We start from the raw sequence: 19,000 nt of genomic DNA, 5'->3' as shown, positions 1-19,000 counted from the left end.
TCCTTGAATGAGCCAACATCTCTGTTTGACATTCTTGGTACTTCACTTTCATGCGAGCGCCTGATTTCTCTTTGGCTTGCAGCACCCTTGTTGCCAAGCGCGCCGCGGGCCGCATCACTCAAGCGCCCACACTTATCGGTTGTTTCGTTGTTAAAGAACAGGTACCGCTTCGTGCCGAACCCCGCTTCGCAGTTCGTTCAGCACAGAAACGAGATTATGGGGCCTTTTTTGAACCCTGTCAAATCGGCTGCGCCGCTTCGACATCCTCGCTTCCTTCCTACCTTGCCTCGCCAGCCCGCAATTTGTAAGGGTTAACCCGAACTGTATTGCCAACTGCGAAGCCCGAAATATTAGCACGATTTTTGCAGCTTGTGCAACAACGCCCGAAGGCCCCGCACCCGCCGCCGCGCACCAACACCACGGCCCCCTACCTGGATAAACCCGCCATCCCGGCAGCGAAGGAGCGAGACTATACACGAAATTCCCTGCCCCTGCCTGCTCCGCCATTCGCCAGCCGTGGAGCTATGTGCGCAGCCACTGATTGCGCCGGTTGTGCTCTATCTGCCGCAGCGCTTCGCTTTCGCGCAGGGCCCAGGCGGGCGCGCCGATGTCGCGCAGGATGTGGTCATCGAGATCACTGAGCTGGGTGGCGGTACGGTGGCAGGCGCGGCGCGTCTGGATTCCCAGCCACCAGGCTGCGCAGGCTTCGCGCCAGGCCCTTGCGCGGGCGGCGAGCCCGCCGGCGGGCGGGCAGGCAGGCGCGGCATTGAGTATGTATTGCGATTCCATGCGGCTCTCCCAAAGATGTAGTCCACACTGGTAAGCCTATAAGCCCAGACGCCGCCTGTGTAGCGCGTTGTTCTGCCCATATTGGTCGGTTATGCTTACCAGCATGAGCCGCCTGCCCTTGAATACCCTGCCCGCCTTCCGCGCCGTGGCCGAACTGCAGAACCTGCGCGCCGCCGCCGAACGCCTGCACCTGACGCACAGCGCCATCAGCCAGCAGATCCGCGGGCTGGAAGATCAATTGGGCTTCGAACTGTTCGATCGGCGCGGCCGGCGCGTGGTGCTGAACTGCGCGGGCGAAGCGCTGCTGCGCAGCGTGCAATGCGCCCTGGCGCAGCTCGATGACGGCGTGCAGGCCGCGGCGTCGGTGGCGCGCGGGGCCGGCCAGCGTTTGCGGGTATCGGTGCTGCCGTCTTTCGCGCAGCGCTGGCTGCTGCCGCGCATGGCGCGCTGGCGCGAGCGGCATCCCGGCCTGACCCTGGAAATCGAGACTTCACAGCAGGTGGCCGACCTGCAGCGCGAAGGGCTGCACGCGGCGCTGCGCTCGGGCAAGGGCCCCTGGCCCGGCGTGGTGTCCGACCCCTTGTTCGAGGACATGTACATGCCCTTGATCGTGCTGGCCTCGCCGGCCACCGCCCGGCAGCTGGCCGACAGCCAGCCGGAAACCCTGGCGGGCCAGCCGCTGCTGGGCGACAAGGAACTGTGGCGCCAATGGTTCGCCGCGGCCGGCCTGACGGTGGACGTGACGCCGGTGGCCACCTTCAACGACGCCGGCCTGATGCTGCAGGCCGTGGAACAGGGCCTGGGCCTGGCGCTGAGCCGGGAATTGCTGGCAGCCGACGCGTTGTGCGCCGGCCGGCTGGTAAAGGTATCGCCCATCAGCGTGGATTTCGAACCCGCCGATACGTATCATCTGGTGTATCCCCCCGTTCTGCGCGACTGGCCGCCGCTGTTGGCGCTGCGCCAGTGGATCCGCGACGAACTGGAACGCTCGCGCGACAGCCTGACCTCGCGCGGCCCCGGCCGGGCGGCGCCCGGCGAAACTGAATCCAAACGTTGAGCCGGTAATTGCGTATTTCCCAGACCGGTATGCGCACAGGTTTTGTTGCATCCCGCCGCGGCAGGCTTGCTATGCTGCGCGCTCGGAAAGAGGAGCGCGAGGTTCTCCTATCATGATGCTGCTCCAATGCGCGCGACGCATTTCCTGGCCCCGCCTGCTGGCCGCCCTGCTGCTTTGCCTGCTGGCAAGCACGGCCGCCCTGGCGGCCGCCCAGCCCGAACGGCCTCCCGACGCCGCCGAGGCCGAATCGGCGCTGGCCGATGCCCGCAAGCAGATCGATGAAATCCGCAAGCACCTGGAAGATGGCGGCGAAGATGCCCAGCTGGTGAAGTGGCGCGCCGACGTGCTGGATATCCAGTCGCGCGCCGAGGCGCTGGCCGAGGCGCTGGCGCCGCAGTTGTCCAGCGTCACGGCGCGCCTGACCGAACTGGGCGAGCCGCCGGCCGGCACGCGCGAAGCCCCCGACGTGGCCGCCCAGCGCGCGCAGCTGCAGAAAAGCAACCGGGCGCTGGATTCGCAGACCAAGCTGGCGCGGCTGCTGTCGGTCGAGGCGGCGCAGACCGCCGAACAGATATCCACCTTGCGGCGCAACCAGTTCCAGGCCCGGCTGGGCGAACGGCGCGATTCGCTGCTGGGAACGCCATTCTGGTCGGAATTGCGGGGCGACCTGCCGCGCGACCTGCGGCGCCTGGGCGACCTGGCCGGCGAACTGCGGCAGGCGGCGGGCTCGACGCCGGGCGCCATCTGGGCGGTGCTGGCCCTGGCTATCGGCGCGGTGCTGCTGCTGCGGGCCGCGTGCAGCCGCCTGCTGGTCAGGCTGACCGCCACGCGTGTGCCGCCTGGCCGCCTGCGGCGCTCGTTCCTGGCCGTCAGCGTGGTCGTGCTGGCCGTGGCCACGCCGGGCCTGATCGCCAAATTGCTGCACATCGGCCTGACCTGGGATGCCACCCTGTCGGACGACACCAGCGACTTGCTGGGCAGCCTGGTGGCGGTGGTGTGCTTCGGCGGCTATGTGGCCGGGCTGGGCCATGCTCTGCTGTCGCCCGACCGCTCCACCTGGCGCCTGCCGGTCATTCACGACGCGGTCGCGCAGGGCCTGCGCCACCTGCCCATCGTGCTGGGCGTGCTGGTGGTCGTGATCTGGCTGGCCGACCAATTGCCGGTGCTGCTCAATGCCAGCCTGACCACCACGATTTGCGTGGCCGCGCTGGCCGCGCTGGCATTGGCCGCCACGCTGGCCTGGGGGCTGCGCCGCTGCACCAGCCGGCACCAGCAGGCGCGCCAGGCCGACGAAGACGGCCGGGTGCCGCCGCGTCCGTTCTGGGTATCGGTGCTGGTGGCCGCGACGTGGGCAGTGCTGATCACCAGCGTCGTCAGCCTGCTGTCGGGGTATGTGGCGTTCGGCAGCTTTATCGTCAAGCAGGTGCTGTGGACGCTGGCGATCCTGTGCTCCGCTTACCTGTTGTCGGTGCTGATCGAAGATGGTTTCAGCACCCTGCTGGCCCCCTCATCGCGCGATGAAGACGATGTGCGCAACCGGCTGCGCGGGCAGGCGGCGGTGCTGTTGTCCGGCACCGCCCGGGTGGCCGTCGTGCTGTTCGCGGCCACCCTGCTGCTGGCGCCCTTCGGCGAAGGCCCGAGCGACCTGCTGCATCGGGTGAACCAGCTGCACAGCGGCCTGCAGATCGGCGAAGTGCACCTGCGCCCCGGCGCGCTGATGCAGGCATTGCTGGTACTGGCCCTGTGCCTGGTGGGCGTGCGGCTGCTCAAGCGCTGGCTGGCCAACCGCTATCTGCCCACCACTGAACTGGACCCCGGCATGCAGCTGTCGGCGGCCACGCTGTTCGGCTACACCGGCGTCGTGGTGGCCGTGGCGCTGGCGCTGTCGGCGCTGGGCATCGGGCTGGAGCGCGTCGCCTGGATCGCCAGCGCGCTGTCGGTGGGGATCGGCTTCGGCCTGCAGGCGGTGGTGCAGAATTTCGTGTCGGGCCTGATCCTGCTGGCCGAGCGCCCCGTCAAGGTAGGCGACTGGGTGTCGCTGGGCGGCGTCGAGGGCGACATTTTGCGCATCAATGTGCGCGCCACCGAAATCCAGATGGCGGACCGCTCGACGGTGATCGTGCCCAACTCGGAATTCGTCACCAAGACCGTGCGCAATGTCACGCACGCCAATCCGCTGGGCCTGGTGCAGGTGAAACTGCCCATGCCCCTGGACGCGGACGCGCAGCGCGTGCGCGAATTGATGCTGGAAGCCTTCACGGCGCACGACGGCATTCTGGAAAACCCCGCCCCCGATGTGTTCCTGGAAGGCATCGAGAACGGCCACCTGATGTTCAATGCGCGGGGCTATGTCAGTTCGCCGCGCAACGCGTACGGCGTGCGCAGCACGCTGCTGTACGACATTCTGCAGCGCATGGCGGCGGCCGACCTGCCGCTGGCGTCGCCGTCGACGCTGGTGCTGGCGCGCCCGCCGTCGCGCGGCGCCCCGGCCATCCAGCCGCCCGGCGCACCAGACCCTAGCGCGCCAGGCGACGCTTCATGAATGCCAGGAAGCGCGGATCCGTGGCATAGGCAATATTGACGCGCAGCGCCGAGGTCAGTTGCCCACGGTCGGGCATGAAGATCGCGCCCGGCGCCAGGAATATGCTGGCGCCGGAAGCCTCGCTGGCCAATGCCAGCTCGTCTTGCCCCGGCTTCAGGCGGGCCCACAGATAAAACCCGCCGCCCGGCGCATACGGCAAGGCAAAACCCACGCTTTTCAGGGCGGCCAGCGCCTCGCGCGTGGCGCGTTCCACGTGCGCCTTGAGGCGGCGCTGGTGCTTCAGATACTGGCCGCTGGCGATCAGGTTGAAGACCAGGCGCTCGACATAGTCCGAGGTGCTGACCAGCGTCAGCATCTTCAGGTCGCACAAGGCATTGGCCAGCGCGCCGTTAGCCGCCAGGTAGCCGACCCGCAGGCTGGCCGACAGGGTCTTGGAAAACGTGCCCACGTAGATGACCCGTTCCAGCTGATCCAGCGTGGCCAGCCGCGGGCTGGCGGCGGGCAGGATATCGGCGAAGGGATCGTCTTCGACGATATAGAAACCGTATTGCGCCGCCGCCTGCAGTACGCGGTGGCCCACCGGCAGCGTCAGCGAACCGCCGGTGGGATTGTGGGCCAGCGACTGGGTGAAGAACACCTTGGGCTTGAATGCCGCGGCCTTCTGCGCCAGGTCGTCCAGGTCGGGGCCGTCGGCGCGGCGCCGCACGCCCACCAGCTTCACGTTGGAAAACCGCAGCTTGCCGAACAAAGGGTAATAGCCCGGGCTGTCGACCAGCGCGACGTCGCCGGGCTCGAGCAGCTGCCGCGCGACCAGGTCCAGGGCGTGGTTGGCGCCGTGGGTCAGCAGCACCTGGCCGGCGCCGGCCTGGATGCCGCGTTCGGCCAGCGCCACGGCAATGCGTTCGCGCAGCGGCTTGTAGCCCCACGGGTTGCCATAGCCGTGGCCGATATCGGTATCGCGCAGCGCCTTGGCATTGCCGGCGGGGCGTCCCAGGTCGAAGCGCTCCATCCATGATGGCGGCGGGCGGCCGTCGCCGACCCGCACTTCGTAATGCTGAACCAATTGTTCGCGCAGCAGCGACACCGTGTCGATGGCCTGCGCGACGTGGCGCGAGCGCTGCGCCGAAGACAGGGCGCGGGTGGCCGCCACGTAGTAGCCCGAGCCCGGCCTGGCCTGCAGGTGTCCCATGGCGACCAGGCGGTCGTAGGCGTCGGCCATGGTGTTCTTGGACACGCCGTGCTCGACGGCGCCGGCCCGTACTGACGGCAGGCGCTGCCCCGGCTTGAGCTCGCCGCCGGCGATCAGACCGGCGATCTGTTCCACGATAGTGCCCACGCGACTCATGGAGGCTCCTGCGGCATTGATTGTGCCTATTTCGTATCTGGGACAGTTTTCCAGGCTACCCGGCAACTGTACCTTGTTTTGTCCCGGTTTAGCGTTGATTATCCCATCTGCCCGACCACGGGCAAGCCGACCGGCATGGCGGCGCCAGAACAGAACACATCAGGAGGAGACATGAAGACCATCGATCGCCGCTCGGCTATCAAGACCCTGGGCCTGGGCGCGCTGGGCATGGCCGGCGTATCGGCCGCGCGGCCCGCGCGCGCGCAGGAAAGCGTGAACTGGCGCATGCAGGCGCTGTGGGACGGCGGCACCACCCCGCAGAAATTCGAAGAACGCTTCGTCAAGCGCGTGGGCGAACTCACCGACGGAAAGTTCAAGATCGAACTGTTCTCGGCGGGCCAGCTGGTGCCCGCCAACCAGGCCTTCGACGCCGTGCGCGGCGGGGCCTTCCAGATGATGAAGACCTTCGACGGCTACGAAGCGGGCAAGATCCCGGGGCTGGCCTTCACCAGCACGGTGCCGTTCGGCTTTCCGGAGCCGGACCAGTACGAGGCCTGGTTCTACGAACTGGGCGGCCTGGAACTGGCGCGCGAGGCCTATGCGCCGGCGGGCCTGTTCTACATTGCGCCCACCGTCTACGGCCCCGAGCCGATTCATTCGAAGGTGCCGATCAAGACCATCGCCGATCTGCACGGCAAGAAAGGCCGTTTCGTGGGGCTGGCCTCGACCGTGATGGGTTCGCTGGGCGTGGCGGTGACGCCGCTGCCGACCAGCGAAGTGTATTCGGCGCTGGACAAGGGCGTGATCGACCTGGCCGACCGCGGCGACCTGACCGCCAACCTGGAAGCCGGCCTGGGCGAAGTGGCCAAGTACATCGTCATGCCCGGCCCGCACCAGCCCACCACGGCCACCAGCTATGTGGCCAACCGGGCCGCCTACGAGGGCCTGCCGGCGCCTTACAAGGCCGCGCTGGCGGCGGCGGCGCGAGAAACCTCGGCCGCCTTGCGGCAGCACATCCTGGTGGCCGACGGCAAGGCGCTGGAGGCCTTCAAGGCGCAGGGCGTCACCGTAACGGCATTCGATCCCGCCGAGCTGGCGCAGGCGCGCGCGCAGGTGGCGCAGACCTGGCAAAAGGCCGCCGGCAGCAACGGCAACGCCGTGAAGATCCTGGAAAGCCAGATGGCCTTCCTGAAGCGCCTGGGCCTGCTCAGCTGAACCGCTGCGCGCGGCGGGCCGTGCGCGGCCCGCTGCTGCGCGGACGCACACCTGCCCTTTTCAACCGAGACCTCCATGCCTCGAGCCATACGCTGGTATGTCACGCTGGTGACCGGGATCAACCGCGCGCTGTTCCTGGCGGTAGCCGGCCTGATGCTGATCATCGTTCCCGTCATGCTGTACGAGGTGACCTCGCGCTACCTGTTCGGCGCGCCCACGGTGTGGGGCATGGAACTGGCGACCATGCTGTTCGGCCCCTACTTCCTGCTGGGCGGCCCCTATCTGCTGCACCTGCGCGGCCACGTCAACCTGGACCTGGTGCGCCGCCGCCTGGCGCCGCACCGGATACGCCAGCTGGACTTGTTCAACCACTTGGTGATCATGGCGTTCTGCGCCATTTTGCTGACGTATTCGCTGCCGCTGGCGCTGCAGTCGCTGGCCTTTCACGAGACCTCGTTCTCGGCCTGGAACCCGCCGGTCTGGCCGGTGAAGTTCACCGTGCCGCTGGCCGTGATGCTGCTGGGCGCGCAGAGCCTGGCCGAGTTCCTGCGCCTGCTGGCGCGCGACCCGGGCGCGCTGGAGGCCGCGCCATGAGCCCCAATACCATTCTGGCCATCATGTTCGGCGGCCTGACGCTGCTGATGCTGACCGGGCTGCCCATCGCCTTTGTGCTGGGCGGACTGTCGCTGCTGCTGACGGTCACGCTGTGGAATGCCGACGCCGTCGTGCTGATGGTGCTGCAGATATTCGACACCATGCGTTCGGAAGCGCTGCTGGGCATTCCGCTGTACATCCTGATGGCCGGCATTCTGCAGCGCTCGGGCGTGATCGAAGACCTGTACCGCGCGATGGAGCTGTGGTTCGGCCGGCTGCGCGGCGGCCTGGCGATCGGCACAGTGGTCATCTGCGTGATCATGGCGGCCATGACAGGCGTGGTGGGCGCCGCCGTCACCGCCATGGCCCTGCTGGCCATGCCCGAAATGCTGCGGCGCGGCTACGACCCCAGGCTGGTTACCGGCACCATCTGCGCATCGGGCACCCTGGGCATCCTGATCCCGCCATCGGTGCTGACCATCGTGTACGCGGTGACCGCCCAGGTGTCGATCGGCAAGATGCTGATCGCCGGCGTGGTGCCGGGCTTGATTTTGGCGGTGCTGTACATCCTGTACATCCTGTATGTGGCGTACTTCCGGCCCGGCCAGGTGCCGCCGCCGTCGGGCGAGCGGGTGCCGTTCGGCGCCAAGTTGCGCAGCCTGCGCGCGGTGATTCTGCCGATGCTGCTGATCGTGCTGATCCTGGGCTCGATTTTCTTCGGTATCGCGACGCCCACCGAGGCGGCCGCGGTGGGCGTGCTGGGCGCGGTGCTGGCCAGCGCGGCGCGCCGCCGGCTGACCATGCGCGGGGTCAGCGAGGCGGCCATCGAGACCCTGAAGGCCACGGCGATGATCCTGTGGATCACCATCGGCGCCAAGGCCTATGTGGCGATCTTCACCGGCCTGGGCGGCGCCAATACCTTGATGGAGTTCATCCGCCACCTGGACATGCCGCCGTACGCGGTGCTGGCCGCGATGATGCTGATCCTGATTTTCCTGGGCACGGCGCTCGACGAGATCGGCATCATCCTGCTGACTGTGCCGGTGTTCCTGCCCATTGTGAAACTGCTGGGCTTTGACGAAATCTGGTTCGGCGTGCTGTACGCCATCACGATCCAGACCGGCTATATCAGCCCGCCATTCGGCTACACGCTGTTCTACATCAAGGGGCCGCTGCCGCCGCACCTGGGCATGGGCACTGTCTATCGCGGCGTGACGCCCTTCATGCTGCTGCAGATGCTGGCCCTGCTGATATGCGCGGCTTTCCCGGGCCTGGTCACCTGGCTGCCGCGCCTGATGGCCCATTGACGCTTTTCTTTCCCGATCGACACCTGGACACTACCGTGAGCACAGACGCCAAGAATTCCCGCATTTCCGGTTTCCACAAAGACGACATCGCCACCCGGCTGGCCCGCGTGGCGGCGTTCGCCGGGCTGGACGAAGAGACGGTTCGCCATCTTGCGGACATGGGCAACCTGGATCCGCACCTGGCCGACCACCTGATCGAAAACGTGGTGGCCACGCTGAACGTGCCGATCGGCATCGCCACCAATATGAAGGTCGATGGCGAGGACGTGCTGGTGCCCATGGCGACCGAAGAGTCGTCGGTGGTGGCGGCGGTATGCAACGCGGCGCGCCAGTGCTACGACCAGGGCGGCTTCACGACCTCGATGTCGGGCTCGCTGATGATCGCGCAGGTGCAGCTGGTGGACGTGCCCGACGCGGCCCATGCCCGCATGCGCATCCTGGAGCGCAAGGCCGAGGTCAAGGCTCTGTGCGACGACTGCGACCCGCTGCTGGTGAAGCTGGGCGGCGGCCTGCAGGATGTGGAAGTGCGCATCGTGGATGCGGCCGGCGGCCCCATGGTGGTCACGCACCTGATCGTGGACACGCGCGACGCCATGGGCGCCAACGCCGTCAACAGCATGGCCGAGAAGCTGGCGCCGCATATCGAATCGTGGACCGGCGGGCGCGTGTACCTGCGCATTCTGTCCAACCTGGCCGACCGCCGGCTGGCGCGCGCCCGGGCGGTGTGGACCTGCGAGGCGATCGGCGGCGCCGGCGTGCGCGACGGCATCATCAGCGCGTACCGGTTCGCCGCCGCCGACCCGTACCGCGCCGCGACCCACAACAAAGGCATCATGAACGGCGTGTCGGCGGTGGTGCTGGCCACCGGCAACGACACCCGCGCCGTGGAAGCCGGCGCGCACGCCTATGCGGCCCGCAAGGGCTGGTATTCCAGCCTGACCGATTGGGAAGTTACCGCCGACGGGCACCTGGCCGGCACGCTGGAAATGCCCATGGCCGTGGGCCTGGTGGGCGGCGCAACCAAGCTGCACCCGACCGCGCGCGCCTGCCTGAAGATACTGGGCGCTTCAACCGCCGAACGCCTGGCCCGGCTGATCGCCGCCGTGGGCCTGGCGCAGAATTTCTCGGCGCTGAAGGCGCTGGCCACCACCGGCATCCAGAAGGGGCACATGTCGCTGCACGCGCAGAACATCGCCATGATGGCCGGCGCCGCCGGCGATGAAATCGAGCAGGTGGCCAAGGCGCTGGTGGCGCAGGGCGCGGTGCGCGTGGACGTTGCCGAAGCCGAATTGGCGCGGCTGCGCGGCAAGGTATGACGCCGGACCGGGCGGTGCGACACCGTCGGACACCGCCGCTGGCCGCCCCCCTGCCAGCTACGCCATCAAGGCCCGCGTGGCCGGAATCAGCAGGCCCAGGCCGGCCAACAGCAGCAGCACGAACACCAGCCGCTTGACCGTGCGCACTGATCCGGCCGAGGCATAGCGGCGCACCAGCCAGGTCAGGCCCACCACCACGGGCAGGGCTTCCAGGCTGAGCCACAGCGGCCCGGCGCCCAGGCTGCCGTGCCCGGCCACCAGCGACAGGCGCAGCACCGCGTTCGACGAGAACAGCACCAGCAGGCTGTTGCGCACCAGCGGCAGGGGCAGCGGCTGCCGGTACAAGTGGTACACCATGGGCGGGCCCGCGCTGGAAAACAGGCCGCCCAGCACGCCCGACAGCGCGCCGAACAAAATGAAGGACAGGCGCGACGATACACGCGGCAGCGGCCGCGTGCGCGCCACCAGCAGAATCGCGCAGGCCAGGATGGTGAGCCCCAGCAGCCAGCGCAGCAGCAAGGCCGTGTTGCCGCTGATCCATTCCAGGGCGAATACGCCCAGCGCCACGCCCGCCAGGCTGCCGAGCAAGGGCGGGCGGATCAACGGCCAGCTCAGGTGCGAGCGCGCGCGCCCCAGCGCCACCACGGCATTGGCCAGCGTGAGCATGCTGACCACGTTCGAGACTTCCGGCAGGGGCGCCAGCGAGAACAGCCCGGTAAGCCCCAGCAGCACCAGGCCGAAAGCGAACCCGGTCATGGTCTGGGCGTAGGTGGCCAGCGCCACGCACCCCAGGAACAGCATATGATCCAGCCACGTCATGCTACGACTACGACAACTGCCACAGGCGCGCTGTTGCGCGCCGCGCACTGCTACCGCCTGCCTCCCCGACTTGCATACATGTTCAAGGACAGGCCGCCCAGCACCAGGCCCGCGGCGATGATTTTCCAGGGCGGCAGCGGCTCGTCCAGCAGGGCCGCCGACGCCAGGATGCCGAACACCGGCACCAGCAGCGCCATGGGCGTCACGGTGGCGGCCGGGTGGCGCGCCAGCAGCCAGCCCCAGGCGCCGAAGGCGAACACGGTATTGCCCGCCGCCTGCCAGAACGCGGCCAGCCACGCCCACCCGCTGGCGTGCGCCAGGGCATGCGCCATGCGCGCCGGCCCGTCCACGACCAGGCTGATCAGCGCGAGCGGAATGATGGCGAACAGGCTGCTCCAGGCCGTGAACGCCACCATGTTCACCCGGCCCACGCCGCGCATCACCATGTTCGTGCAGGCCCATGCGAAGCCGGCGGCCAGCACGATGCCCAGCCCCACCAGCGTGACGGCCGCGGCGGGGTCGGTGGCGCTGTGCCAGGCCACCACGGCATAGCCCGCCGTGGCCAGCACCAGCGCGCAGACCTGCAGCGGCCGCACGCGCTCGCCGCCGAAAGCCATGGACATGAGAATGGTGAAAAAGACCTGCGACTGGACCACCAGCGACGCCAGGCCGGGGGAGATGTCCTGGCGCATGGCCCAGTACAGCAGCCCGAACTGCCCCACGCCCAGCAGCAGGCCGGCGCGCGCCATGGCGCTCCAGGGCACTGCCGGCCGGCGGAACACGAACACCCACGGCAGGGCCGACAGCAGGAAGCGCAGTGTGGCGAACAGGAAAGCGGGGAATTCGGCCAGGCCCCACTTGATGATCACGAAGTTCGTGCCCCAGATGAAGACTACGGTCAGCGCCAGCAACAGGTGGGACAGCGGCATGAATCAGGCAGGGGAGATCGGGGCCAAGGCCGCATCATACCCCTTGCGCGCCGGCCGGCTTCGGCCGCGGCCGAAGCCGGATATGGCGCGGGCGGACTCAGGCAGGCACGGGATGCGCGGCCTGCTCGCCCACCACGGTGGTCCAGCGGCGCACGCGCCACTGCTTGACCAGGCCGGCCTGCACGTAGGGGTCGGCCTGGGCAAAGGCCTCGGCCACCGCCGGCGATTCGCCCTTGAACAGCAGCACCGCCTGGTCGGCCGGATCGGCCAGCGCGCCGCCCAGCACCAGTTCGCCGCGCGCCACGGCCTGGCGCGCCAGCGCCAGGTGGGCATCGCGGAACTCGCCGCGGCGTTCGAGGTAATCGGGAACCAGGTCGTAGAACATCAGATAATGCATGGCGGCTCCTGCGCTAAATTGTCGATACGGCTTGATCATACTTGCCGCCATCATGCCCATCTACCCAAGGAATCCCGATGATCCAGGAAATTGCCAGCATTCTCGTCACCGCCGGCCATGAGGCCGATTTCGAAGCCGGCGTGGCCCAGGCCAGGCCGCTGTTCATGCGCGCCCGCGGATGCCACGGCGTGGCGCTGCACCGCTCGATCGAGAACCCGCAGCAGTACACATTGGTGGTCGACTGGGAAACGGTCGAGAACCACATGGTGGATTTCCGCGAATCGGCCGACTTCCAGGAATGGCGCAAGCTGGTGGGCTCGCATTTCGCCCAGCCGCCCCAGGTGCACCACGAGGCCAAGGTGCTGTAGGGCACGCCCGGCCTTGGCCTAGCGCCGCGTCCAGCCTTCGTAAACCAGGCGCAGCCCGAACAGCGCCAGGCCGGCGCCCGCCAGGCATTCCAGCGCGCGCTGGCAGCGCAGGTACACACTTCGCATGGCGGCCCGCGAAAACACCTGGCACAGCAGCACCCGCCACAGCAGCGACGCGGCCACCAGGCCCAGCCAGGCCGCGGCCTTGGCCCACAAGGGCGTGTCGGGCCGCAGCGTGACGGAAAAAATGCTGGCGAAGAACAGCACGGTTTGCGGATTGGCCAGGTCGGTGAACAGGCCGCGCCGGAAATGGCGCCAGCCCGCCGCGCGCTGCGGCGCGGGTGCGGTGGGCCGGCCCTGCGCGCGGCTGCCGCGCAGCAGCCGCCAGCCATACCAGACCAGATAAGCGCCGCCCAGCATCTGGATGGCGGTGAACAGCGCGCCGCCAGCCGTGATCAGGGTGGCCATGCCGAACAGGCCCAGCCCGGAATAAATGGCATCGCCCGTGGCCACGCCCAGCCCGGTCATGGCGCCGGCCGCCCGGCCCGAGGCCAGGCTGGCCTGCACCACCACCAGCAGGTTCGGGCCGGGGCTGAGGAACGTGAAGGCGAACAGCCCCACGGTAAGCAGTACGGTGTGCAAGGGATCCATGGACCTATTGTGCCAGCGCCCCGCCCGGCGCGGCAGCCGCATCGTGCGCGCCGGCCAGTTGCACGGCCAGCCGGATGGCATCGGCCAGGAACGGCGAACGGTCGTCGCGGCGATAGCTGATGATGACCGGCGACACGAAAGAATCGGCGTCCACGGGTACGTGCGCCACATCCGCGCGATGCAGGCGCTGCACCGACGCCGGCACCACCGTCACTCCCAGGCCGGCGGCCACCAGCCCGATGGCCGTCTGCAGTTCGTTGGCTTCCTGGACCACCCGCGGCGCGTAGCCGGCGGCGCGGAACAGGCCCAGCACATGGTCGGCATAGTTGGGCCGCGGCCGGGCGGGATACAGCACGAAGGGCTGCGCGGCCAGCTGCGCGATGCCGATGCGGCGGCGGCGCGCCAGCGGATGCCCCAGCGGCAGCGCCGCCACCAGCGGCTCGGCCATCAGCACGCGGCGCTCGATGGCCGGGTCGTCGAACAGGATGCGGCCGATACCCACGTCGATGCGCCCGGCCTTCAGCGCCTCGATCTGCGGCAAGGTGGTCATTTCGGCCAGGCCGACCTCGACGTGCGGATCGGCTTCGCGCAGGCGGCGGATCAGTTCCGGCACGAAGCCATACAGGCTGGAGGGCACGAAGCCGATGCCGAACCAGCCGCGTTCGGTGCGGCCCAGGCGCCGGGTGCCCTGCACGATCTCGTCCAGGCGCGCCGTCAGCTGCAGCGACTGTTCCAGCAGGAAGCGGCCCGCCTCGGTCAGTTTCAGGGCGCGCGAGCCGCGTTCGAGCAGGGTGACGCCCAGTTCGTCTTCGAGCTGGCGGATCTGCCGGCTGAGCGGCGGCTGGGCGATGTGCAGGCGCGCCGCCGCGCGGGTAAAGCTGCCTTCCCGGGCAACCGCCTGGAAATAACGCAAATGCCGGAGTTCCATCGAGCTTCCATACCTTACAGGTATTGAAAGCAACCAATATAGTCTTGGACCCCTGAAAAATCGAGCGGCATACTGCAATGCGTTCCGCAACTGCTTATTTCAGGTATGGAAGATATCCGCATCGAGGCGATCGAGGCCATTCTGGTCGATCTGCCCACCATCCGCGCCCACCAGCTGGCGATGGCGGTCATGCAACAGCAAACGCTGGTGATCGTGCGCCTGCGCTGCAGCGACGGCGTCGAAGGGCTGGGCGAGGCCACGACCATCGGCGGGCTGAGCTATGGCGAGGAAAGCCCGGAAGGCATCAAGCTGGCCATCGACACCTATCTGGCGCCGGCCCTGGCCGGCCAGGACGCCACCAATGTGCGCGCCGCGCTGGCGCGGCTGGACAAGGTGGCGCGCGGCAACCGCTTTGCCAAATCGGCGCTGGAAACCGCCCTGCTGGATGCGCAGGGCAAGCGCCTGGGCGTGCCGCTGGCCACCCTGCTGGGCGGCGCGATGCGGCCCGGCCTGCCGGTGCTGTGGACTTTGGCCAGCGGCGACACGGCGCGCGATATCGACGAGGCCGAGGCGCTGCTGCAGTCGCGCCGGCACAATACTTTCAAGCTGAAGATCGGCCGCCGCGAGGTGGCCGCCGACGTGGCGCACGTGTCGCGCATCAAGCAGGCCCTGGGCGACCGCGCCCGCGTGACCGTGGACGTAAACCAGGCCTGGAACGAAGCCGAAGCGGCCGGCGCCATCGCGCGGCTGGAGGCCGCCGGCGTCGACCTGGTCGAACAGCCCATCCCGCGCGCCAACCTGGCCGGCATGGCGCGGCTGGCGGCCCGCTTCGTGGTGCCCATCATGGCGGACGAAGCCGTCTGCACGCCCGAAGACGCGCTGGACATCGCGCGCCAGGGCGCCGCCGACGTGCTGGCGCTGAAGATCGCCAAATCGGGCGGCATCCTGGAAATGGGCCGCACCGCGGCCGTGGGCGATGCCGCCGGCATGGCGCTGTATGGCGGCACCATGCTCGAAGGCTCGATCGGCTCGGTGGCGTCCGCGCACGGCTTCGCGGCGCTGCCGCGCCTGGCCTGGGGCACCGAACTGTTCGGGCCGCTGCTGCTGAAAGACGATATTGTCGCGACGCCTCTTGCCTACCGCGATTTTGCGCTGGAACTGCCGGCCGGCCCCGGGCTGGGGCTTGCGCTGGATGAAGACAAGCTGGCGTTTTACCGGCGTGACCGCGGCCCCGCGCGAAGCACTTGAACCCACTGCGGGCGCCGGCGCGGCGCCCCGGCCTTTCATTTTTCATAGATCCACACAGGAGACATAACAATGCACACCGCTTTCTTGAAGCCCCTGGCCGCCCTGTGCGCGGCGGCGGCGCTGCTGGGCGCCGCGCCGGCGGCCCAGGCCCAGTACCCCGACCGCCCCGTGACCTGGGTGGTGCCCTTCCCGCCCGGCGGCGCCATGGACAACATCGCCCGCACGCTGGGCGAAGCCATGGGCCGGCAGCTGAACACCTCGTTCGTGATCGAGAACCGCGCCGGCGCGGGCGGCAATATCGGCGCGGCGATGGTGGCGCGCGCCAAGCCCGACGGCTACACCATCCTGATCGTGGCCAATGGCATGGCGGTAAACCCGGCGCTGTACTCCAAGCTGAACTACGACCCGCAAGCCGATTTCGCGCCGATCTCGCTGCTGGCGGTCGTGCCCAACGTGCTGGTCACCAATCCGCAGCGCACCGGCGCCACCAGCGTCGCCGACGTGATCGCCAAGGCCAAGGCCAAGCCCGGCGCCTACACCTTCGCCTCGGCGGGCGTGGGCACTTCTATCCATCTGGCGGGCGAACTGTTCGTCTCGATGGCGGGCATCGACATGCTGCACGTGCCCTACAAGGGCAGCGGCCCGGCAGTCGCGGACCTGCTGGGCGGGCAGGTGGACTACATGTTCGACAGCATCACGTCGGCCAAGCCGCACATCGTGTCGGGCAAGCTGACCGCGCTGGCGGTCACCACCGCCAAGCGTTCCGCCGCCCTGCCGAACGTGCCCACCGTGGCCGAGGCCGGCCTGCCGGGCTACGAGCTTACGCCCTGGTTCGCCGCCTTTGCGCCGGCCGGCACGCCGCCCGAGGTCGTGGCCACGCTCAACGCATCGATGCGCCAGGCGCTGAGCGACCCCAAGGTCAAGGCCACCCTGGATTCGATCGGCGCCGAGCCCATCGGCAGCAGCGCCGAAGAACTGAAGACCTACCTGGCCAGGGAAACCGTGCAGGGCCGGAAGCTGGTCGAAGAACGCAATATCAAGCTGCAGTAAAGCGTTGCAGGCGGCGATACCGGCCGGGGCGGCGAACATGGCATGATGTCGGCCTGGGACTTCGTCCCGGCGGCGGCTCCATGGCGCCCGCCCGGCCCAACATCGCGAATGTCGAGACACGCATGAAACTGGCGGCAAATCTTTCCCTGCTCTACCCCGGCCTGCCCCTGGCGCAGCGCATGGCCGAAGCGGCCCGCGACGGCTTCGCGGCCGCCGAGATCCTCTTTCCGTATGACCTGCCCCCGGCCGAGCTGGCCGCGCTGCTGCGGGCCCAGGGCCTGGCGCTGGTGCTGGTGAATACGCCCACCGGCGCCGGAGAAAAAGGCCTGGCCTGCCTGCCCGGCCGCGAAGCGGATTTCGATGCCGCGCTGGCGCAGGCCCTGGCGGTATGCCGGGCCACGGGCTGCCGCGCAGTGCATGTAATGGCGGGGCGCCCGCCCGCCGGCGCCGCGCATGCCGACTGTCAGGCCACGCTGGTGGCCAACTTGCGGCGCGCCGCGCCGCTGGCCGCGCAGGACGGCATCACGCTGACCCTGGAAGCGCTGAACCGGCACGATATGCCCGGCTATTTCTATTACCTGCCCGCCCAGGCCGCGCAGATCATCGACCAGGTCGGGCACCCGTCGGTGCGCCTGCAATTCGACTTCTACCACTGCCAGCGCGAAGGCCTGGACCTGGACCGCGAACTGCGCGGCGCGCTGCCCCTGGTGCACCACGTGCAGTTCGCCCATCCGCAAGGGCGCCATGAACCCGACCCCGCCGACCCGGCCGTGGCCCGGGCCCTGCGCACCCTGGCCGGCAGCGGCTACGCCGGCTGGATCGGCTGCGAATACCTGCCGCGCGCCGACACGCGCGCCGGGCTGGCCTGGCGCGACGCCTACCGGGCGCTGATGGCGGACAGCAAGCAGGGCCTGTAGCCGCCCTAGTCGCCGTCCAGCTCGGGGTAATAGCGGAAAATGCCGTCGCCGAACGGCAGGCGCCGGCCGCTGGAAAAATAGGCCTGCAGCGCCGGCAGTTGCGCCACCCGGGCATGCAGCGCCATCACCTTCGGGTAGCGGCCCGCCACCGTGCCCATGCGCCGCGGAAACGCATACAGCAGCCCGTCCACCAGATGAAACAGCGACAGGTCGGCGTACGACCAGCGCCGCCCGCCGGCCAGCCAGTCGCCGCGCTCTTCCAGCACGCGTTCGAAATACCCCAGGAACTTGGGAATACGCTCGGCGCGGAAATTGGCGGCGCGGCGCAGGGCCTCGTCGCGCTGGTCTTCGTAGTAGTCGCTGGCAGCCACCGGATGGTGGGTGTCGTGCGCTTCGGCCACCATGTCCGCAATCGTCAATTGCAGCTGGTTGGTCCAGTAGCGGCCGGCCGCGCTGGCCGGCGCCAGGCCATGCGTGTCGCCCAGGTAAAGCAGGATGTTGGCCGTCTGGCCCAGTGTCAGCCGGCCGGCCACCAGGTAAGGCGGGGCGAACGGCGGCTGCTTGCGCGGCGACTGCATGTCATCGACCAACGTCTGGCCGCTGGCGCCGGGCTGGCGGGCGCATTCGCGATACGGGATGCCCGCGGCCTCGAGGGCCAGGCGCACGAATTCGCCGCGGCCCGGGATGCCGTCCCAGTACCACAGGTCGTAGGTCATGGGATGCTCCTTGGTGCAATGAGGGATGCCGGCCGGCGCATGGCGCCGGCGCCGGCGCTCAGCATCCACCTTACCACCGCGCGCCGCGCGCGGGGCTTACAGGCCGGCCAGCTTGCGGCGCGCGGCCAGGGCCACCGCCACCGTGCTGCGCACGTCGGCCAGCGCGCGGTGGGTGGGATCGGCCGCGCCCACGTGGCGCGCCAGCACCTGCAGCTTGTGAGAAGGCAGTTCGGGCCAGGCCTGGCGGGCCAGCTGCAGCGTGCAATGCGTGGCGTTGCCGAAGGGCAGCCCGGTGTGCTGGGCGGCCGCCTGCAGGAAGCGGCAATCGAATGAGGCGTTGTGGAAAAACACCGGCGCATCGGCCAGGAAGTCCAGAAAGGCCGGAAAAGCCTCGGCCACCGGTATGCCGCGGCCGTCGACCTCGGCCTGGGTGATGCCGGTCAGGCGCGTAATGAAAGGCGGCACCGCGCCGCGGGTGCGCACCACCTGCGAGAACTCGCGCTCGATCGTGCCGTCGGCGGCCACCTGCACCGCGGCGAATTCCAGGATCTCGCAACTGGCGGTGGACAGCCCGGTGGTTTCCAGGTCGGCCACGGCGAACGCGCCGCCCAGCGCCTGCAGGGCCGACCGGTGCCGGGCCGCCCGCGACGGCGCCGCCTGCGCGGGCCGGGGTGGCGCGAAGGGGTCGTGATCCAGGTATGGATTGGGGGTGGAGTAGCGGCGGCGGAAATAATGCATGGCAGGCAGGGCTCTGCCCGCATTGTATGCGCGCCGCAGCCGGCTGTTGCGCGCCGGCCGCGCGGGGCGGCATA

General features: G+C 68.9%; 19 protein-coding genes. 10 read left to right on the top strand and 9 right to left on the bottom strand.

What is annotated here, in order from left to right:
- Positions 1-522: 522 nt before the first annotated feature.
- Entirely contained in the window at positions 523-789 is a 267-nt protein-coding gene (locus J2P76_RS10860; RefSeq protein WP_207407188.1) for a hypothetical protein, read from the bottom strand.
- Positions 790-880: 91 nt separating this feature from the next.
- Here J2P76_RS10860 and J2P76_RS10855 point away from each other — a divergent pair, with 91 nt between their 5' ends.
- Both J2P76_RS10855 and J2P76_RS10850 read left to right on the top strand, forming a co-directional pair.
- Positions 881-1,846, top strand: coding sequence for a LysR substrate-binding domain-containing protein (locus tag J2P76_RS10855; protein WP_207407186.1), 966 nt, complete (start codon positions 881-883; stop codon positions 1,844-1,846).
- A gap of 112 nt (positions 1,847-1,958) precedes the next feature.
- Positions 1,959-4,388 (top strand): DUF3772 domain-containing protein, encoded by a 2,430-nt coding sequence (locus J2P76_RS10850; RefSeq protein ID WP_207407184.1) that lies wholly within the window; start codon positions 1,959-1,961, stop codon positions 4,386-4,388.
- Here the strand turns inward: J2P76_RS10850 and J2P76_RS10845 are convergent.
- Positions 4,363-5,733, bottom strand: coding sequence for a PLP-dependent aminotransferase family protein (locus J2P76_RS10845; RefSeq protein ID WP_207407183.1), 1,371 nt, complete (start codon positions 5,731-5,733; stop codon positions 4,363-4,365). The two genes, J2P76_RS10850 and J2P76_RS10845, sit on opposite strands and share 26 nt — an antisense overlap.
- A 171-nt stretch (positions 5,734-5,904) precedes the next feature.
- Between J2P76_RS10845 and dctP the strand changes: the two genes are divergently transcribed.
- The 4 genes from dctP (at position 5,905) to J2P76_RS10825 (ending at position 10,165) form a co-directional block, all read left to right on the top strand.
- On the top strand, positions 5,905-6,948 hold the full coding sequence (dctP, locus tag J2P76_RS10840) for a TRAP transporter substrate-binding protein DctP (protein WP_207407175.1): 1,044 nt from the start codon (positions 5,905-5,907) through the stop codon (positions 6,946-6,948).
- 75 nt (positions 6,949-7,023) lie between these two features.
- Entirely contained in the window at positions 7,024-7,542 is a 519-nt protein-coding gene (locus tag J2P76_RS10835; protein WP_207407168.1) for a TRAP transporter small permease subunit, read from the top strand.
- Positions 7,539-8,849, top strand: coding sequence for a TRAP transporter large permease (locus J2P76_RS10830; protein ID WP_207407159.1), 1,311 nt, complete (start codon positions 7,539-7,541; stop codon positions 8,847-8,849). Before J2P76_RS10835 ends, J2P76_RS10830 begins: the two co-directional genes overlap by 4 nt.
- A 23-nt stretch (positions 8,850-8,872) precedes the next feature.
- Positions 8,873-10,165 carry a hydroxymethylglutaryl-CoA reductase, degradative gene (locus tag J2P76_RS10825; protein WP_207409176.1) on the top strand — a complete coding sequence of 431 codons (1,293 nt, stop codon included), beginning with the start codon at positions 8,873-8,875 and terminating at the stop codon, positions 10,163-10,165.
- Between the two features lie 57 nt (positions 10,166-10,222).
- Here the strand turns inward: J2P76_RS10825 and J2P76_RS10820 are convergent, their stop codons facing one another.
- From J2P76_RS10820 to J2P76_RS10810, 3 genes are all read right to left on the bottom strand, one after another.
- Complete coding sequence (locus J2P76_RS10820) at positions 10,223-10,984, bottom strand: TSUP family transporter (protein ID WP_207407156.1); 762 nt, start codon at positions 10,982-10,984, stop codon at positions 10,223-10,225.
- A gap of 50 nt (positions 10,985-11,034) precedes the next feature.
- The gene (locus J2P76_RS10815; RefSeq protein ID WP_207407149.1) at positions 11,035-11,913 is read right to left on the bottom strand and encodes an EamA family transporter; all 879 of its coding nucleotides are present in this window, start codon (positions 11,911-11,913) and stop codon (positions 11,035-11,037) included.
- Between the two features lie 97 nt (positions 11,914-12,010).
- Positions 12,011-12,310, bottom strand: coding sequence for a YciI-like protein (locus J2P76_RS10810; RefSeq protein ID WP_207407148.1), 300 nt, complete (start codon positions 12,308-12,310; stop codon positions 12,011-12,013).
- A gap of 77 nt (positions 12,311-12,387) precedes the next feature.
- Between J2P76_RS10810 and J2P76_RS10805 the strand changes: the two genes are divergently transcribed.
- Positions 12,388-12,678 (top strand): antibiotic biosynthesis monooxygenase family protein, encoded by a 291-nt coding sequence (locus J2P76_RS10805; RefSeq protein WP_207407147.1) that lies wholly within the window; start codon positions 12,388-12,390, stop codon positions 12,676-12,678.
- An 18-nt stretch (positions 12,679-12,696) separates the two neighbouring features.
- Here the strand turns inward: J2P76_RS10805 and J2P76_RS10800 are convergent, their stop codons facing one another.
- Together J2P76_RS10800 and J2P76_RS10795 are read right to left on the bottom strand one after the other, a co-directional pair.
- Complete coding sequence (locus tag J2P76_RS10800; protein WP_242697347.1) at positions 12,697-13,329, bottom strand: homoserine/threonine efflux transporter; 633 nt, start codon at positions 13,327-13,329, stop codon at positions 12,697-12,699.
- A 4-nt stretch (positions 13,330-13,333) separates the two neighbouring features.
- On the bottom strand, positions 13,334-14,257 hold the full coding sequence (locus J2P76_RS10795) for a LysR family transcriptional regulator (protein ID WP_207407143.1): 924 nt from the start codon (positions 14,255-14,257) through the stop codon (positions 13,334-13,336).
- Between the two features lie 105 nt (positions 14,258-14,362).
- Here J2P76_RS10795 and J2P76_RS10790 point away from each other — a divergent pair, with 105 nt between their 5' ends.
- From J2P76_RS10790 to J2P76_RS10780, 3 genes are all read left to right on the top strand, one after another.
- Positions 14,363-15,505, top strand: a complete 1,143-nt coding sequence (locus tag J2P76_RS10790; RefSeq protein WP_207407141.1) for a muconate/chloromuconate family cycloisomerase — start codon at positions 14,363-14,365, stop codon at positions 15,503-15,505.
- A gap of 69 nt (positions 15,506-15,574) precedes the next feature.
- Positions 15,575-16,555, top strand: a complete 981-nt coding sequence (locus J2P76_RS10785) for a tripartite tricarboxylate transporter substrate binding protein (RefSeq protein ID WP_207407134.1) — start codon at positions 15,575-15,577, stop codon at positions 16,553-16,555.
- A 122-nt stretch (positions 16,556-16,677) separates the two neighbouring features.
- A complete protein-coding gene (locus J2P76_RS10780) occupies positions 16,678-17,472 on the top strand; it encodes a hydroxypyruvate isomerase family protein (protein ID WP_207407133.1) in 795 nt (264 codons plus the stop codon).
- Between the two features lie 5 nt (positions 17,473-17,477).
- On the opposite strand, the gene J2P76_RS10775 is transcribed toward J2P76_RS10780, so the two are convergent.
- Positions 17,478-18,188 (bottom strand): glutathione S-transferase, encoded by a 711-nt coding sequence (locus J2P76_RS10775; protein ID WP_207407132.1) that lies wholly within the window; start codon positions 18,186-18,188, stop codon positions 17,478-17,480.
- 96 nt (positions 18,189-18,284) lie between these two features.
- Positions 18,285-18,926 carry a 3'-5' exonuclease gene (locus J2P76_RS10770; protein WP_242697346.1) on the bottom strand — a complete coding sequence of 214 codons (642 nt, stop codon included), beginning with the start codon at positions 18,924-18,926 and terminating at the stop codon, positions 18,285-18,287.
- Positions 18,927-19,000 lie beyond the last annotated feature (74 nt).

It is taken from the genome of Bordetella petrii, from assembly GCF_017356245.1.
Taxonomy (GTDB): Bacteria; Pseudomonadota; Gammaproteobacteria; order Burkholderiales; family Burkholderiaceae_B; genus Bordetella_A; species Bordetella_A petrii_D.
This window is presented reverse-complemented; position numbering and strand designations above follow the sequence as displayed.

Coding starts and splice junctions, on each gene's coding strand:
- J2P76_RS10860 (WP_207407188.1), bottom strand. CDS start 789: ATGGAATCGCAATACATACTCAATGCCGCGCCTGCCTGCCCGCCCGCC.
- J2P76_RS10855 (WP_207407186.1), top strand. CDS start 881: ATGCTTACCAGCATGAGCCGCCTGCCCTTGAATACCCTGCCCGCCTTC.
- J2P76_RS10850 (WP_207407184.1), top strand. CDS start 1,959: ATGATGCTGCTCCAATGCGCGCGACGCATTTCCTGGCCCCGCCTGCTG.
- J2P76_RS10845 (WP_207407183.1), bottom strand. CDS start 5,733: ATGAGTCGCGTGGGCACTATCGTGGAACAGATCGCCGGTCTGATCGCC.
- dctP (WP_207407175.1), top strand. CDS start 5,905: ATGAAGACCATCGATCGCCGCTCGGCTATCAAGACCCTGGGCCTGGGC.
- J2P76_RS10835 (WP_207407168.1), top strand. CDS start 7,024: ATGCCTCGAGCCATACGCTGGTATGTCACGCTGGTGACCGGGATCAAC.
- J2P76_RS10830 (WP_207407159.1), top strand. CDS start 7,539: ATGAGCCCCAATACCATTCTGGCCATCATGTTCGGCGGCCTGACGCTG.
- J2P76_RS10820 (WP_207407156.1), bottom strand. CDS start 10,984: ATGACGTGGCTGGATCATATGCTGTTCCTGGGGTGCGTGGCGCTGGCC.
- J2P76_RS10815 (WP_207407149.1), bottom strand. CDS start 11,913: ATGCCGCTGTCCCACCTGTTGCTGGCGCTGACCGTAGTCTTCATCTGG.
- J2P76_RS10810 (WP_207407148.1), bottom strand. CDS start 12,310: ATGCATTATCTGATGTTCTACGACCTGGTTCCCGATTACCTCGAACGC.
- J2P76_RS10805 (WP_207407147.1), top strand. CDS start 12,388: ATGATCCAGGAAATTGCCAGCATTCTCGTCACCGCCGGCCATGAGGCC.
- J2P76_RS10800 (WP_242697347.1), bottom strand. CDS start 13,329: ATGGATCCCTTGCACACCGTACTGCTTACCGTGGGGCTGTTCGCCTTC.
- J2P76_RS10795 (WP_207407143.1), bottom strand. CDS start 14,257: ATGGAACTCCGGCATTTGCGTTATTTCCAGGCGGTTGCCCGGGAAGGC.
- J2P76_RS10790 (WP_207407141.1), top strand. CDS start 14,363: ATGGAAGATATCCGCATCGAGGCGATCGAGGCCATTCTGGTCGATCTG.
- J2P76_RS10785 (WP_207407134.1), top strand. CDS start 15,575: ATGCACACCGCTTTCTTGAAGCCCCTGGCCGCCCTGTGCGCGGCGGCG.
- J2P76_RS10780 (WP_207407133.1), top strand. CDS start 16,678: ATGAAACTGGCGGCAAATCTTTCCCTGCTCTACCCCGGCCTGCCCCTG.
- J2P76_RS10775 (WP_207407132.1), bottom strand. CDS start 18,188: ATGACCTACGACCTGTGGTACTGGGACGGCATCCCGGGCCGCGGCGAA.
- J2P76_RS10770 (WP_242697346.1), bottom strand. CDS start 18,926: ATGCATTATTTCCGCCGCCGCTACTCCACCCCCAATCCATACCTGGAT.